General features: G+C 43.2%; 14 protein-coding genes, 1 tRNA gene, 1 pseudogene and 1 riboswitch. Of the genes and pseudogenes, 11 read left to right on the top strand and 5 right to left on the bottom strand.

Annotated features, from left to right (window positions below):
• Positions 1 to 41: 41 nt before the first annotated feature.
• Positions 42 to 121: pseudogene (locus MCT08_RS10940) on the bottom strand (transcriptional regulator); the annotation flags it as partial.
• Positions 122 to 242: 121 nt separating this feature from the next.
• Positions 243 to 318, bottom strand: a tRNA-Asn gene (locus MCT08_RS10935).
• Positions 319 to 868: 550 nt separating this feature from the next.
• Between MCT08_RS10935 and uvrB the strand changes: the two genes are divergently transcribed.
• The 3 genes from uvrB (at position 869) to luxU (ending at position 4,898) form a co-directional block, all read left to right on the top strand.
• On the top strand, positions 869 to 2,899 hold the full coding sequence (gene uvrB, locus MCT08_RS10930; RefSeq protein WP_168522836.1) for an excinuclease ABC subunit UvrB: 2,031 nt from the start codon (positions 869 to 871) through the stop codon (positions 2,897 to 2,899).
• Between the two features lie 245 nt (positions 2,900 to 3,144).
• Positions 3,145 to 4,548 carry a quorum-sensing sigma-54 dependent transcriptional regulator LuxO gene (gene luxO / locus MCT08_RS10925; RefSeq protein WP_053310209.1) on the top strand — a complete coding sequence of 468 codons (1,404 nt, stop codon included), beginning with the start codon at positions 3,145 to 3,147 and terminating at the stop codon, positions 4,546 to 4,548.
• 5 nt (positions 4,549 to 4,553) lie between these two features.
• Positions 4,554 to 4,898, top strand: a complete 345-nt coding sequence (gene luxU / locus MCT08_RS10920; RefSeq protein ID WP_053310208.1) for a quorum-sensing phosphorelay protein LuxU — start codon at positions 4,554 to 4,556, stop codon at positions 4,896 to 4,898.
• Positions 4,899 to 4,921: 23 nt separating this feature from the next.
• Here luxU and MCT08_RS10915 read toward each other — a convergent pair whose 3' ends face one another.
• A complete protein-coding gene (locus MCT08_RS10915) occupies positions 4,922 to 5,812 on the bottom strand; it encodes a YvcK family protein (RefSeq protein ID WP_172531907.1) in 891 nt (296 codons plus the stop codon).
• A gap of 181 nt (positions 5,813 to 5,993) precedes the next feature.
• A riboswitch (molybdenum cofactor riboswitch) is annotated at positions 5,994 to 6,135 on the top strand.
• Here MCT08_RS10915 and moaA point away from each other — a divergent pair.
• The 5 genes from moaA (at position 6,124) to moaE (ending at position 8,954) form a co-directional block, all read left to right on the top strand.
• Positions 6,124 to 7,113, top strand: a complete 990-nt coding sequence (gene moaA, locus MCT08_RS10910; RefSeq protein WP_053310206.1) for a GTP 3',8-cyclase MoaA — start codon at positions 6,124 to 6,126, stop codon at positions 7,111 to 7,113. (Overlaps the previous riboswitch by 12 nt.)
• Before the next feature lie 85 nt (positions 7,114 to 7,198).
• On the top strand, positions 7,199 to 7,711 hold the full coding sequence (gene moaB, locus MCT08_RS10905) for a molybdenum cofactor biosynthesis protein B (protein ID WP_274678408.1): 513 nt from the start codon (positions 7,199 to 7,201) through the stop codon (positions 7,709 to 7,711).
• Between the two features lie 9 nt (positions 7,712 to 7,720).
• Positions 7,721 to 8,200, top strand: a complete 480-nt coding sequence (moaC, locus tag MCT08_RS10900; protein ID WP_168522826.1) for a cyclic pyranopterin monophosphate synthase MoaC — start codon at positions 7,721 to 7,723, stop codon at positions 8,198 to 8,200.
• A gap of 51 nt (positions 8,201 to 8,251) precedes the next feature.
• Positions 8,252 to 8,497 carry a molybdopterin synthase sulfur carrier subunit gene (gene moaD, locus MCT08_RS10895; protein ID WP_168522824.1) on the top strand — a complete coding sequence of 82 codons (246 nt, stop codon included), beginning with the start codon at positions 8,252 to 8,254 and terminating at the stop codon, positions 8,495 to 8,497.
• Position 8,498: 1 nt separating this feature from the next.
• Complete coding sequence (gene moaE, locus MCT08_RS10890; RefSeq protein WP_168522822.1) at positions 8,499 to 8,954, top strand: molybdopterin synthase catalytic subunit MoaE; 456 nt, start codon at positions 8,499 to 8,501, stop codon at positions 8,952 to 8,954.
• Between the two features lie 11 nt (positions 8,955 to 8,965).
• On the opposite strand, the gene MCT08_RS10885 is transcribed toward moaE, so the two are convergent.
• A complete protein-coding gene (locus MCT08_RS10885) occupies positions 8,966 to 9,931 on the bottom strand; it encodes a sensor domain-containing diguanylate cyclase (protein ID WP_261915692.1) in 966 nt (321 codons plus the stop codon).
• A gap of 277 nt (positions 9,932 to 10,208) precedes the next feature.
• Between MCT08_RS10885 and MCT08_RS10880 the strand changes: the two genes are divergently transcribed.
• The 3 genes from MCT08_RS10880 to udp all read left to right on the top strand — a co-directional run bounded on the left by MCT08_RS10880 (position 10,209) and on the right by udp (position 14,312).
• On the top strand, positions 10,209 to 10,625 hold the full coding sequence (locus MCT08_RS10880) for a CBS domain-containing protein (protein WP_274678407.1): 417 nt from the start codon (positions 10,209 to 10,211) through the stop codon (positions 10,623 to 10,625).
• Between the two features lie 184 nt (positions 10,626 to 10,809).
• Complete coding sequence (locus tag MCT08_RS10875; protein WP_274678406.1) at positions 10,810 to 13,110, top strand: zinc/cadmium/mercury/lead-transporting ATPase; 2,301 nt, start codon at positions 10,810 to 10,812, stop codon at positions 13,108 to 13,110.
• Between the two features lie 443 nt (positions 13,111 to 13,553).
• Positions 13,554 to 14,312 (top strand): uridine phosphorylase, encoded by a 759-nt coding sequence (gene udp, locus MCT08_RS10870; RefSeq protein ID WP_176312965.1) that lies wholly within the window; start codon positions 13,554 to 13,556, stop codon positions 14,310 to 14,312.
• Between the two features lie 81 nt (positions 14,313 to 14,393).
• Here udp and MCT08_RS10865 read toward each other — a convergent pair whose 3' ends face one another.
• A complete protein-coding gene (locus tag MCT08_RS10865; RefSeq protein ID WP_274678405.1) occupies positions 14,394 to 15,143 on the bottom strand; it encodes a substrate-binding periplasmic protein in 750 nt (249 codons plus the stop codon).
• Positions 15,144 to 15,250: the final 107 nt, after the last annotated feature.

Raw genomic sequence — 15,250 nt, 5'->3', positions numbered from 1 at the left:
CTGTCAGGGACAAGCGGTAGTAAGTACTGGCTAGGCAGTTACCAATAGAGCATTATTGTTTGTCCAACTTCAGTAATTGCTCTGAGGTTTTCCGGTAAATACGGGGCATGTTTACCGAATTTGTATACCTAAACTTCTAAGCTAGTACTAGTCAGGAAAATACGTTAAGAGAATACAATCCCTTGAAATAGCTAGGTTTAGATACAAAAAAAGACGTCCTAGGACGTCTTTTTTCTTGAATTTGGCTCCCCCTGCAAGACTTGAACTTGCGACATACGGATTAACAGTCCGCCGTTCTACCGACTGAACTAAGGGGGAATTGCTTTAAGCGGTGCGAATGTTAGCTAGCGAGATGTTTAGTGTCAACCTTTTTACATCAATAAAAAATAAATTTTCCCATTAAAAATGCTTTACTTTTTTGTATCCCTTATCAGTATTAGGCTAGGTTTACTTATCCACCAAAATTGTGGATAAGTGTGTTAATGAACCTTGCGCAACTTGTTTTTAGGATAAATATTGAGTAATTACTCAAATGTGATTTACCGTTAATCTTGTATTTAACTGTTTGTTTTTACGTTTTTTTTATGACTTATCAACCGAGACGATTGTGGTGGTGGTTACATCGCGTAAAAATAAAAATATCGATTTTCAATAGTATTTTGGGGAAAACAAGTGGATTATTTTTTTGTACAAGGCTGATTTTTGTACGAATTGGGTGGAGGATGATAGCAAACTCCAAAGTGGTAATCTAGTGGTTTTTTCGATGCTTGCTCGATCTTCTGCACAACTATTTTGATGAATTGCTTGCAACAAAACCTCGCTAACAGCGAGAATGCTTGAGAGGTCACAGGCATTGGTTAGAGGAACTATGAACAAAGCGTTTGAATTGGTATCAGACTATCAACCGTCGGGGGATCAACCAACGGCGATTAAACAGTTATTTGCTGGGTTAGACGCAGGGCTTGCTCATCAAACCTTATTGGGTGTGACGGGGTCGGGCAAAACGTTTACTTTAGCCAATGTCATTGCGCAAGCTCAGCGTCCAGCAATTTTATTGGCACCTAACAAGACCTTAGCCGCTCAATTGTATGGGGAAATGAAATCATTCTTCCCCAATAATGCGGTTGAGTATTTTGTCTCGTACTACGATTACTACCAACCAGAAGCTTATGTGCCAACCACGGACACGTTTATAGAAAAAGACTCCTCGGTTAACTCCCATATAGAACAAATGCGGCTTTCCGCGACCAAAGCACTGTTAGAGCGTAAAGATGCAATTATTGTTGCTTCGGTTTCCGCTATTTATGGGTTGGGTGATCCAGATTCGTATTTAAAGATGATGCTGCACGTCCGCCGTGGTGATGTGATGGATCAGCGCGATATTATCCGCCGTTTAGCGGAGCTTCAATACACACGTAACGACATGGCGTTTGAACGTGGTCAATTCAGAGTCCGCGGTGAAGTGATTGATATATTTCCAGCCGAGTCAGACTATGCCGCTGTACGAGTCGAAATGTTTGATGATGAGATTGATTGCATCAGCCTGTTCGATCCGCTAACAGGGGCGATGATTCAGCGTGACTTGCCAAGGTATACTGTTTATCCCAAAACTCACTACGTGACTCCTAGAGAGCGAATATTAGATGCAATAGAACTGATTAAAGAAGAGCTGCGAACTCGTCAAGCTTATCTGCTTGAAAATAACAAATTGCTCGAAGAACAACGGATATCGCAGCGCACTCAATTTGATATTGAAATGATGAATGAACTTGGATTCTGTTCTGGTATTGAAAACTACTCGCGCTATCTCAGTGGTCGTAATGAAGGTGAGCCACCGCCAACACTTTTTGACTATCTGCCTCATGATGGCTTGTTGATTATTGATGAATCTCACGTCACCGTGCCGCAAATTGGCGCAATGTTTAAAGGGGATCGATCGCGCAAAGAAACGTTGGTCGAATTTGGTTTCCGTTTGCCTTCTGCCCTAGATAACCGCCCATTGAAGTTCGAAGAGTTTGAATCACTCGCGCCACAAACTATTTTTGTTTCGGCGACACCGGGTAACTACGAATTGGAAAAATCGCAAGGTCAGATTGTCGATCAAGTTGTTCGTCCAACGGGTTTGCTTGATCCTGTGCTGGAGGTTCGCCCGGTGGCGACACAAGTTGATGATCTGTTGTCTGAAATTCGAATCCGTTCGGCCAAGGAAGAGCGAGTATTGGTTACCACTCTGACTAAACGAATGGCAGAGGATTTAACCGAATATCTGCATGAGCATGGAGTAAAAGTTCGATACCTTCACTCGGATATTGACACAGTTGAACGAGTTGAAATTATTCGTGACCTTCGTTTGGGTGAGTTTGATGTATTAGTGGGTATCAACTTACTTCGCGAGGGTTTGGATATGCCAGAAGTGTCGTTGGTTGCTATTTTGGATGCAGATAAAGAAGGCTTCTTACGTTCAGAACGATCGCTGATTCAAACCATTGGTCGTGCCGCACGTAATATCGAAGGCAAAGCGATTTTATATGCAGACCGTATCACTAACTCGATGAAGAAAGCGATGGATGAGACCGAGCGTCGTCGTCAAAAGCAGCAAGCGCACAACGAGGAGCTGGGCATTCAACCGCAGGCCCTTAAACGTAATATCAAAGATATTATGGAATTGGGTGACATCACCAAATCGAAAAAACAGCGTGCTAGCGCTCAAGTTCCGTTATCGAAAGTGGCCGAAAGCTCTCAAACCTATGGCGCGTTAACACCACTGCAATTAGAGAAAGAGATCAGTAAATTAGAAGCTAAAATGTATAAACATGCGCAAGATTTGGAATTTGAATTAGCAGCACAGAAACGAGATGAGATTGAGAAGTTACGTCAGCAGTTCATAACCAATAGTTAAAAAAATAGCCAATAGAAAAGAGACTCTATTGGCTGTTATTTGTGAATACTTTATTCACTAACAACGTCAGTTGGCTAGGTGACCCCTAAGGGTCATATAAGCTAAGGCATATACCATGCCAAGCTTAACTAAGCCCTAAAGTGTGATGTGGGCTTTAAACTATCGGCTTTCTCTAACTTTTTTTTTGCAAAATGCAAACCTTAATGCAACAATTAAGGCATACTGCAAATGTTAATGGCTAGGTTATGCAATCGAGTTTATCAATACGGAAGACTAAGTATCTTCTGATGGTCGAAGATACTGCGTCTGTTGCGGCGTTGTATCGTTCTTATTTAACGCCTCTTGAAATCGATATTAATATCGTCGGGACCGGCCGCGACGCAATAGAAAGCTTGGCCCATCGAGAGCCAGATTTAATTTTGCTCGATCTTCGATTACCGGATATGACTGGTATGGACGTCTTGCACGCGGTCAAAGATCAATATCCTGACGTCCCTGTGATTTTCATGACAGCACACGGTTCGATTGATACTGCCGTTGAAGCAATGCGTCATGGGGCACAAGACTTTCTGATTAAACCCTGTGAAGCGGACCGTTTGCGTGTCACGGTCAATAACGCCATTCGCAAAGCAAGCAAATTACGAGATGACGTCGGTAATCCGGGTAATCAGAATTACCAAGGTTTTATTGGAAGTAGCCAAACTATGCAGTCGGTTTATCGTACTATTGACTCTGCCGCAACCAGTAAAGCCAGTATTTTTATCACAGGTGAGAGTGGTACAGGTAAAGAGGTGTGCGCCGAAGCGATTCATGCTGCGAGTAAGCGCGGTGATAAACCGTTTATTGCCATCAATTGTGCGGCGATTCCTAAAGATTTGATAGAAAGTGAGTTGTTTGGTCACGTCAAAGGTGCATTTACTGGTGCAGCCACCGACCGACAAGGTGCTGCCGAGTTAGCAGATGGTGGTACTCTATTCTTGGATGAATTGTGTGAAATGGACTTGGATTTACAAACCAAACTACTGCGTTTTATACAAACGGGTACATTCCAAAAAGTCGGTTCGTCTAAAATGAAAAGTGTGGATGTGCGTTTTGTTTGTGCAACCAACCGTGACCCTTGGAAAGAAGTTCAAGAAGGGCGTTTTCGAGAAGATTTGTACTATCGACTGTATGTAATCCCTTTGCATTTACCCCCTTTGCGAGAACGAGGTGATGATGTTATTGAAATCGCTTATTCGTTGTTAGGTTTCATGTCGAAAGAAGAAGGAAAAGGCTTTGTCCGTCTAGCGCCTGAGGTGGTTGAGCGTTTTACACAGTATGAATGGCCCGGTAATGTTCGCCAACTACAAAATGTTTTACGTAACGTTGTTGTTTTGAACCAAGGTAGTGAGATCCAACTAACTATGCTGCCACCACCTTTGAATCAAGTGCTGGATAATCAAATCCGTATCCCCAATTCGAATTCAGAGACTGATACAAAAAGTGTCACCGTACACGATATTTTTCCACTATGGTTAACAGAGAAGCAAGCCATTGAACAAGCGATTGATGCTTGTGATGGCAATATTCCTAAAGCCGCGGGTTATTTAGATGTTAGCCCTTCAACCATCTATCGTAAAATTCAAGCATGGAACGCCAAAGAGAATTAATCGAAATGGAATTAATAAATCAAAATAAAATTGCACATTTAGCTCAGGAAATTGGTGAAGAGAACGTTCCTGTATTGTTGCAGATCTTTCTAGGGGAGCTTAGTGACTACTCTCATAAGCTTACTGATGACACGCTAAGTAACAAGTTTGAGTATCTCAAAGAGATTAGCCACGCTCTAAAAAGTAGCGCATCGAGCTTTGGTGCTGATAGATTATGTGCTAAAGCCGTTGAGATTGACGCGAAAGCGAAAGAACAGCAGTCATTTGATGAAGCTCAAGAATCGGCAGCGATGCTGAGTTTGATTGAAGAAACGCATCGCTGTTATTCCAACTTGATGGAGCCAAGTTAATTATTAGGTAATTCCATAGGGAATTAACCGATTAACTGAGCTTCAATCGCTTGCTGAAGTTTTACGCGATCATGCCGCCAGTCGCGGTTGGGAGAGGCTAAGTCGTTGGTGACACAATTCCATCGTTCAGCGAGCTCTGGATGAGGCGTGTCGCCAATCACAACATCAATACCACGAGCATGACATGCTCTCTCACACCATTCCAATTTTTGTTGAAGTGACATTCTTCCCGCCGGACCTTGCTCTGGCGATAAGTTTTCGACAAAAATCAATTTTGCTTTTATGTTTTGTTTAATGGCATTGCCGATCTCTGGCAGTAACAGTGGCGGCATTACACTGGTTAAGAAACTGCCGGGGCCAAGGATAATACAATCTGCAGCACTGATTGCCGCTACCGCCTCTTTCGTAGCTGGTACTTCAGGCGACAAGTCTAAACGGCGCAAGTTTTCCTGCATTTCATCGACATTGGTTTCACCTGTAACCCAGCGACCATCCAAAGACAAAGCAGTCAGATCAGAAGGATGCTCCGACATTGGCACGATATTGACGTCCACTTTCAGCATATTGCGAATCAGGTTGATTGCATCGAGGGGGCGTACCGATAGGTTGTCTAAAGCAGTTAGCATTAAATTACCAAGGTTGTGTCCATTCAGCTCACCTGCGCCTTTGAAGCGATATTCAAACATCATCGAACTGATCGAGGGTTCGGTAATCAATTGATTAATACAGTTGCGAGTATCACCCCAAGCAATACCACCTTGGCAGTGGCGAATGCGACCAGTTGAGCCGCCGTTATCGGTAGTGGTAACAATACCGGTTGCGTTAGAACCGAAATCTTTTAAAGCCGCTAGCATACGTCCTAGCCCGTGTCCGCCGCCTATAGCGACGACTTTTTTGGATGCGTAAATACTCATCTGTTTCTTCTTATTTTTAAATATTTCACTACAATTTAGAGTAGGTGGTTCATAACTCATACTCATTAGGTGGTAAATTGAGTGGTGGATATATTTTTTTTGCTACAAGGGTAGAATCACTTAAAAATATTAAGTATTTTACCTTCAGCTGCTGTTGATTTGGTTGATTATAATACCTCAACAGTTGCCATAGCTCCGAGCTTAATCAGCTAAGTCTCATTTTTGTGAGATAAGGTGGTTAAGCCAGTGGCCTACTGCCACAAGGGCATAATTGGAAATGATTATGCCTCCCGTATTTGGAAAGGTGTTTCGTGGCGCAACAATTCGAAGATAGATTTCAGCGTAAATTTTATTATTTACGCTTATCCGTTACAGATGTCTGTAACTTTAAATGCACATATTGTCTGCCTGATGGTTATAAACCTTCGGGGCAGAAAAATTCGTCATTTTTAACCCTCCCAGAGATACAACGCGTCGTAAAAGCATTTGCTGATTGTGGTACGTCTAAAGTACGCATCACTGGTGGTGAGCCCAGTCTCCGCAAAGATTTCACCGAAATTATTGCGACAGTGGCCAATACAGCTGGCATCAATAAAGTAGCGACGACAACCAATGGCTACCGTATGGCGAAGCAAGTTGAACATTGGAAAGCCGCGGGGTTAACTCATGTCAATGTGAGTGTTGATAGTTTAGATCCGCGCATGTTTCATCAGATCACGGGCGAGAATAAGTTCAACGATGTAATGTTGGGGATTGATCGTGCTTTTGAAGTCGGATTTGAGCAGGTTAAAGTTAATGTCGTACTGATGAAAGACATGAATCATCACGAGCTTCCTGCTTTTCTCAACTGGATCAAACACCGTCCCATTCAACTGCGTTTTATTGAATTGATGCAAACTGGAGATATGGATAGCTTGTTCGACCGTCATCATGTTTCTGGCGTAGCGATTCGTAATCAACTTATTGCGGACGGATGGGTGCTCAAAGCACGAGCTAATAATGATGGTCCGGCACAAGTGTTCGTTCATGCCGATTACCAAGGTGAGATTGGCCTTATCATGCCTTATGAGAAAAACTTTTGTGAGAGTTGCAACCGCTTAAGAGTATCAGCAAAAGGCAAACTGCATTTGTGTCTGTTTGGCGACCATGGAGTTGAACTGCGTGATCTGCTTGAAAAAGATGAACAAGAAACAGCGTTAATTGAACGTATCCAAGCGCAATTACAAACTAAATCTGTGAGTCATTTTCTACATGATGGTCATACAGGAATGACACCACATCTCGCCTCAATCGGCGGCTAAAATTCGAATTTTCTGATACTTGCCCACGATATAACGAAGGGGCAAGTTCAATACAACATCATATTTTAAAAAGAAAGGTGAACTAATGGGTCACGCAGAAAGCAAATTCCAACCTGCAAATATCGCGGTATTAACAGTGTCAGATACTCGTACTGAAGAAAATGACACCTCAGGCGGTTACTTAGCCGAGCAGCTTCAAGAAGCTGGTCACAAATTAGCAGATAAGAAAATTGTCATTGATGACATGTACAAAATTCGAGCGATTGTTTCACAGTGGATTGCTGATGAAAACATCCAAGCGGTGTTGATCACTGGCGGAACAGGCTTCACTTCTCGTGACAGTACACCTGAAGCACTTAAGCCTTTATTTGATAAAGAAGTGGAAGGTTTTGGCGAGTTATTCCGAATGGTTTCTTATGAAGAGATAGGTACATCCACCATTCAATCTCGCGCTATTGCGGGTTTTGCTAATCACACCGTAATTTTTGCGATGCCGGGGTCTACCGGGGCATGTCGTACTGGTTGGACGAAAATTATTAAGCAGCAAATGGATGCGAGTCATCGCCCTTGTAATTTCATGCCTCACCTTGCGGTATAAGGAAGCCCGATGAGCTCATTTACTCATATTAATGCTTCTGGTGAAGCTAACATGGTTGATGTTTCGGCAAAGGCCGAAACCGTTAGAGAGGCACGCGCAGAAGCGTTTGTTCATATGGCACCAGAAACGTTGCAGTTAATCGTTTCTGGGCAACATCACAAAGGTGATGTCTTTGCTACGGCTCGTATCGCGGGTATTCAGGCGGCAAAGAAAACATGGGATTTAATTCCACTCTGTCATCCATTGTTGCTTTCCAAAGTTGAAGTGCAGCTTGAGGCTATTGAGGCTGAAAATAAAGTACGTATTGAATCTGTTTGTAAGCTTGCAGGAAAAACAGGCGTAGAAATGGAAGCTCTGACGGCTGCTTCGGTTGCAGCGTTGACCATCTACGATATGTGTAAAGCCGTTCAAAAAGATATGGTGATTAGCCAAGTTCGTTTGTTGGAAAAAACAGGCGGGAAATCGGGTCACTTTAAGGCCGAAGAATAAAAATTGAATTTTGAAAACTATAATTCAAACAAGACAGTAAGTGGTGAAGGCATGATTACGGTTCTCTTCTTTGCTCAAACACGAGAATTAGTTGGGCAAGACAGTTTGGTTGTTGATAGTGAGTTTGATACGGTTGAAGCATTGCGTGCTCACTTAGCCGCTCAAGAAGGTAAGTGGGGGCTCGCGCTAGAGGCTGGTAAATTATTAGCCGCCGTTAATCAGTCGATTGTCCCATTCGATACAGTGTTGCAAACTGGTGACGAGGTTGCTTTTTTTCCACCAGTGACCGGGGGCTAAAATGGATAGCAGAGTAAGCGTACAGCAAGATGATTTTTCGGTTGATGCCGAATACCAATATCTGTCGGAGGGAACGGCAGCCGGTGCGGTGGTTACCTTTATTGGTAAAGTTCGAGATATGAACTTAGGCGACAACGTCATTGGCTTGTCGCTGGAGCACTATCCAGGTATGACAGAGAAATCGCTCAGTGAAATTTGTGATCAAGCTGAGCTACGTTGGCCTTTGCAGAAAATTCGTGTGATTCATCGAGTCGGCGACATGGATATTGGTGATCAAATTGTGTTTGTTGGTGTTACCAGTGCGCATCGTGGTTCTGCATTTGAAGCGTGCGAATTCATCATGGATTACTTAAAGACTAAAGCGCCTTTTTGGAAAAAAGAACGTACCACGCATGAAACACGTTGGGTGGATTCAAGAGATTCTGATGCTAAAGCTGCGGCTCGTTGGCAGAGATAGGTACCATTTGCTTAGTCCTTTTTGAGCATATGAATGGTGCCTCGTTGCTGATGTTTAGCATGAAATAGAGCTTTATCTGCAATTGCAACAAATTGTTGTGGTGTCATGTTGGTTGGTATATCGACGCAATGTTGTATGCCGATTGTTATCGAAACATAGGGAGAAACGTGTGAACCTTTGTGGGGGATCGCTAGTTCTCTCACTTTATCGAGTAGTTGATAGGCTCTATCTTTACATTGTTTGTCATCTATATCGGTAAGAAATAGCAAAAATTCATCTCCTCCGTACCGAAAACAGAGATCATGTTTTCGTTTCCAATGCTGAAGTAGTTTCCCTACCTCACGCAACACATCATCACCATTAACGTGCCCATAGTGGTCGTTGTATTGTTTAAAACAATCGATATCGATCATAAAAATAGCGGCACTGGATTTTTCTAGCCTAGCCATATCTAAAGCTTGAGGGAGTAAGGAATCCATCGCGTAGCGGTTATAGACTTGGGTGAGGTGATCTATATAGGTCAGTTTTTCAAGCTCGAGCTGGTGGGTCGCGAGTTTTTCTACAGTACGTTTGTATTCGGTAATGTTACGTACCGTCCAGAGTACATATTCTGTTCCGGCTAACGGGATTACGAGTGCATTGAAATATTGAACATCTTGAGGGCCTTCTATGCCTTCAAAACAGGGTAAAGTTTTCGGATCAAGCTCATATTCGAATTCTTGGTGCTGACCGCTATCAATCACGTCAGCAATGATTTGATTAAACCAACGAGCTTTATCGTGTGGAAGCACTTGGTACTGGTTTAGGCCGATGATGGTGGCAGGGTCATGGTGACGACTTCTGTCGGTTCCTCCCCATGTTTCGACATAGACTCCTTCACGGTTAATGAGAAAAGTTGGCTCAGGAAGCGATTCAAAGAAGGCATACATCAATACTGGATTTTCTAAGATAGCGGATATTAACGGTGAATTCGCCATATCTCAGCCTTAATAATATAAAAGTTAATACATTAATATATAGATGATCTTGACGATAAAATCTTGCGCGTAATGGCGTGTTCAATGCTATTAAGTGGTTTATAAATGAGACAAAGGGCTTTTTGTTTTTCAATGATTTTCTTTTAGTAAAGTAACACTCTGGAATGGTGATAGTTTTTGCCTATTAAAAAAATTGGTCATTTCCATTTAGTAAAATCAAGAAATTAGACAACACTTACTCTAAAGGCAGCATAACGTTGCAAGTAAGGAGACTATTATGCAATCGCTCAAAGTTAAAGATTATATGACATTACAAGCGGTTACTTTTAAACCCGAAATGTCACTCACTGCCGCGCTAGATAAAGTGATTCGTTCTGATCATCTAGGCGGTCCTGTCATTAACGATCAAGAGCAGGTGATCGGTTTTCTTTCCGAGCAGGACCTACTCGATAAATTAGTGAAAGTCAGCTATTTTTGCCAAGACACACATCTAGTCAGTGACTGTATGCACCCTGATGTGTTATCTGTCGGGCCTGATATCTCTATCATAGAACTTGCCGATATGATGAAAGTCGGTAAACCTAAGGTTTATCCCGTGATAGACCAAGGCAAATTGGTGGGTATTATCACCCGAAGAGATGTGCTACGTGCACTGGGTAAAAATCTCGACAGCTGTTTCAAGCGACAAGTATAAGTAGATTCAATCGTTTTCTAATCGATCGAAATAAGGATGTCGTTGTCTTTGCTATCCTGAGTCTAACTTAAATTGTGTGTGAGTAGTCAAGAGACGCCAAAGAGCGTCTCTTTTTTTTACTGGAGTATTGACCTTGGAGTTAGCTCTAAGGTGTAAGCTTATTGAAAAGTAAAAGGAGAACCTTATGTGTACAAAACACGACGCCTGTCGCTCAACAAAAAAAACGATAGTTCATCAGCATTCTGCTTCATGTGCTAGTCCCAAAATCACCTCCATTAAAGCGGCTACGGTAGAGCCTAGTGATGGCGGCTGTTGTAGCTCTCAAGGTTGTCCAAGTGGTGCAGACACTACTGATGACGAGGAATCTGCTCGGAGAGCATCATCCAATGCACTTTATTCTTTAAGTTGGCAAATAGAGGGAATGGATTGTCCTTCTTGTGCGCGAAAAATAGAAACCGCGATTAAAAAAGTAAACGCTATTGTTGATGCAAAAGTACTGTTTGCTACTGAAAAACTGGTGGTTCAATTTAATGCGCCAGAGGCAGAACAAGCGATAGAGCAAGCCGTTGCCAGTGCGGGCTTTTCGATTCGCCGCACTGGTGCATCTCAAGTAAAAACTAGCGATAACACTGGTTGGAAATTGATCCTCATCCACAATGCACAAATCTTCTCAATAGCCTCAGCCATGGTTTTTGCTGCCATTATCCAATCTTACTTGCCACAGATTAGCCACTGGATTTTCGTCGTAACCTGCTTGGCTGGTTTATATCCGATTGCCAAAAAAGCGATACAGTTGGCAAAGTCAGGAACCCCTTTCGCTATAGAAACGTTAATGAGCGTTGCCGCATTAGGTGCACTCTATCTGGGGGAAACAGTAGAAGCGGCGATGGTTCTTTTACTATTTCTTATCGGTGAGCGTTTGGAAGCTTTTGCTGCCTCTCGCGCGAGAAGTGGTGTGCAAGCATTAATGGCTCTGGTACCTGAAACAGCAACAAAAATAGTGGCAGGAGATCGCGTGAATGTCGCGGTAAGTGAACTACAGCCGGGGGATGTTGTTGAAGTATCACCGGGAGCACGACTTCCAGCCGATGGCCAGTTACATGAAGTATCCGCCAGTTTTGATGAAAGTGCTTTAACTGGCGAATCATTGCCAGTTGAACGTTTTAAAGGTGAGAATGTGATGGCGGGCGCGGTGGTCGTCGATCAAGTGGTACGTTTTACCATAGTATCCAAACAGGGTGAAAATGCGATTGACCGCATTTTGCATTTAATTGAAGAGGCTGAAGCTCGTAAAGCGCCGTTAGAACGTTTTCTTGACCAATTCAGCCGTTGGTACACGCCATTAATGATGGTGCTCTCCCTTGCGGTGGTTGTCATCCCACCACTGTTTTTTGCTCAGCCTTGGGAAACGTGGGTGTATCGAGGTTTGGCGCTGTTATTGATTGCTTGTCCTTGTGCTTTAGTGATTTCAACGCCAGCGGCCATTACGTCGGGTTTAGCCGCCGGTGCGCGTCGTGGAGCCTTGATAAAAGGTGGAGCAGCGTTAGAGCAGTTAGGCAAAATTGAAACTATTGCGTTTGATAAAACCGGTACACTAACTAAGGGCAAACCCGATGTAACTGATGTGATTGCGCTTAATGGTTATCCGGAAAACCAATTATTGAGCATGGTGGCAGCTATTGAAATGGGGTCAAGCCATCCGTTGGCTACCGCCTTGGTTGCTAAAGTTGAATCTATGGGGCTACCGATTGCTCAGGCCTCTGACAAGAAGGCACTGATTGGTCGAGGTGTTTGTGGGGTTGTGGATGGAAAAATATACCAAGCACTAGCGCCAAGTAAAGTGACGGTTAGTGTTTCCCATGAGACAAAACAGCGCATCGAAGCATTAGAAAGTGAAGGTAAGACCGTTGTTGTTGTTTTGGAAGATACGCGACTGATTGGCCTATTGGCTTGGCAAGATACCTTGCGTGAAGATGCGAAAGAGGCCATTGATGCTCTGCATCGGCTCGGGATCAATACGATCATGCTCACGGGTGATAATCAAAGAAGTGCTGCAGCCATTAGTACTCAATTAGGTATCGACTTCAAAGCTAGTTTGTTGCCACAAGATAAAGTCAGTTATATCCAGCAGTTGGCACAGCAAAAAAATGTGGCCATGGTGGGGGATGGCATCAATGATGCACCGGCAATGAAAGAGGCGAGCATTGGTATTGCAATGGGGGGAGGAACCGACGTTGCGCTTGAAACAGCAGATGCCGCTATTACCCATAATCGGCTCATTGAATTAGCGACCATGGTGGAGTTATCGCAAGCGACGTTAAGAAACATTCGGCAAAATGTCACGCTGGCTCTTGGCTTAAAAGCCGTATTTCTAGTGACAAGCTTATTGGGGATAACAGGGTTGTGGGTCGCTGTTTTGGCTGACAGTGGTGCGACAGCTCTCGTTACATTGAACGCTTTGCGCTTATTGAAATTCAAGCAATAACCTAATGTTGATACGGGTGGCGGGTTGTCTCCTGTATCATTTATGCTTTCACCGCCATTCTTTCTGAAAATGTGAAGTATGCGAACTATAATTGCATTGTTTTGTTCTATATAACCTTTTTACTTGAAGCCGCAGCGGTGTTGGCTACGTTCACTCACCTCAATCGCATAGTATGTCTATGCTCATGGGGATTCACTCACTTGCCGCCTAGTTGCAACTCCAAGTAGTTTGGGTATAGGCAAACCAATCGCATTATTTAAACGTACACTATTGCATCGATATGGACTGTTTTTGTGATGCAAACCGTTTTTCCGTGAAATGTTCGGTTACATTACGGTATTCATTGTGAAATTGATCACTCTTTGTTGAGGCTAGGTCATATAAAGTAAGTCCATACCCGATGAATATCTATGAGCTGAACAAGCCGCAATAAGGAGTCACTTATGTCTCAAGCAGTTTTCCATCTTGGCGTTACCGAAGCCGATCTTAATGGTGCAACCCTAGCCATTATTCCTGGCGATCCGGCGCGTGTACAAAAAATCGCGGAAGAAATGGAAAATCCAGTTTTTCTAGCAAGCCATCGCGAATATACGGTTTACCGTGCAGAATTAGATGGTAAGCCAGTGGTGGTTTGTTCAACTGGTATTGGTGGTCCTTCAACTTCTATTGCGGTTGAAGAACTTGCGCAACTTGGCGTTCGTACGTTCTTACGCGTAGGTACCACTGGTGCCATCCAACCACATGTCAATGTTGGTGATATGATCGTGAGCACAGGCTCTGTTCGTCTTGATGGTGCGAGTTTGCATTTTGCCCCAATGGAATTCCCTGCTGTTGCTGATTTTGATGTGGCAACCGCGATGAAAGCAGCAGTTGTTGAAAGTGGTGCTACAGTGCATATGGGCGTTACGGCATCTAGTGATACTTTCTACCCTGGCCAAGAACGTTATGACACTTTCACTGGTCGTGTTGTACGCCGTTTCCAAGGTTCAATGCAAGAATGGCAAGACATGGGCGTGCTAAACTTTGAAATGGAATCTGCAACGCTACTGACTATGTGTGCAAGTTCTGGTTTGAAAGCGGGTTGTGTGGCCGGTGTTATCATTAACCGTACTCAAAAAGAGATCCCAGACCACGCTACACTAAAAGAGACGGAAGCGCGTTCAATTAAAGTAGTTGTTGAAGCTGCACGTAAAATGCTTTAACGCTTAAACTTTACACTTCTCTTTAAAACTAAGCCCCAATGTTTGGGGCTTTTGTGTTCATAGAATCATCAGCCAAAATTTTCATTCATCAATCCGGTTGCTGTCAAAAACGATAAGTTGATATTCACCACTGTCAATAAGCTGCTGTAAACCTCGAGCGAACACTCGGTTAAGATGTTGGCTGCGTTCAAGGTTGTGTTTAGAAAATAGAATATGCATTTCGTCTTCCATTAGAGATTGGCTACTGACTTGGAACTGAGATGCTTCTTTGCTATCAAATAGTTTACCGAGTAAATAGTTTCCTCTGATCAAACCTGTCGGATAAGCATCAATACGTTTTTTGGCTAACTTTATAAAATTAATCTCTTCAGCGTTGGCGATATTGGGCTCAACGCCTAAGTTGATAAGATAATTGGTTGCTTGGTAGTCTTGGGTTGCACCGATAATATATTTTTTGAGATCTTCAGTATTGTTCCAAGTAAAGCCCACATCTTTGTGTGAGAAAAAGACAATTTTTTGAGTAAAGAATGGCACTGAGATAAGAAACTTTTCCTGTCTTGAGTCGCTGACCATCCAAGGGAAGCTGCCATCATACTTATCTTGAGCTGCAAGGCGTAGAGAGCGTGACCAAGGGAAGTAATCCAATTCAACCTGATAACCCTGGCTTTCAAAGGCTTTGACCACTATTTGCTCTGCAATTTTCTCGTTGGGGCTAGCAGATGAACTGGTATAAGGTGCCCATTCTCCAATCGCAAACTTTACTCGCATTTCTTGTGCGGCTAACGAGCAAGAGAGTAGCAGACAACTTAACATCCACGATATTGCTTTCATTTATCTCAACCTAAAGACGACCTATCGCTCAGTCTAGTGGTATCGTTTGCTTTTAGCGCTCTGTTTAAAAAATATTTGTGATAGAAATCGAGTAAGTCGGTTAGCGT

Origin of the sequence: Vibrio aestuarianus, from assembly GCF_028858425.1 — a bacterium.
In the GTDB taxonomy this organism is placed as follows: domain Bacteria; phylum Pseudomonadota; class Gammaproteobacteria; order Enterobacterales; family Vibrionaceae; genus Vibrio; species Vibrio aestuarianus.
This window is presented reverse-complemented; position numbering and strand designations above follow the sequence as displayed.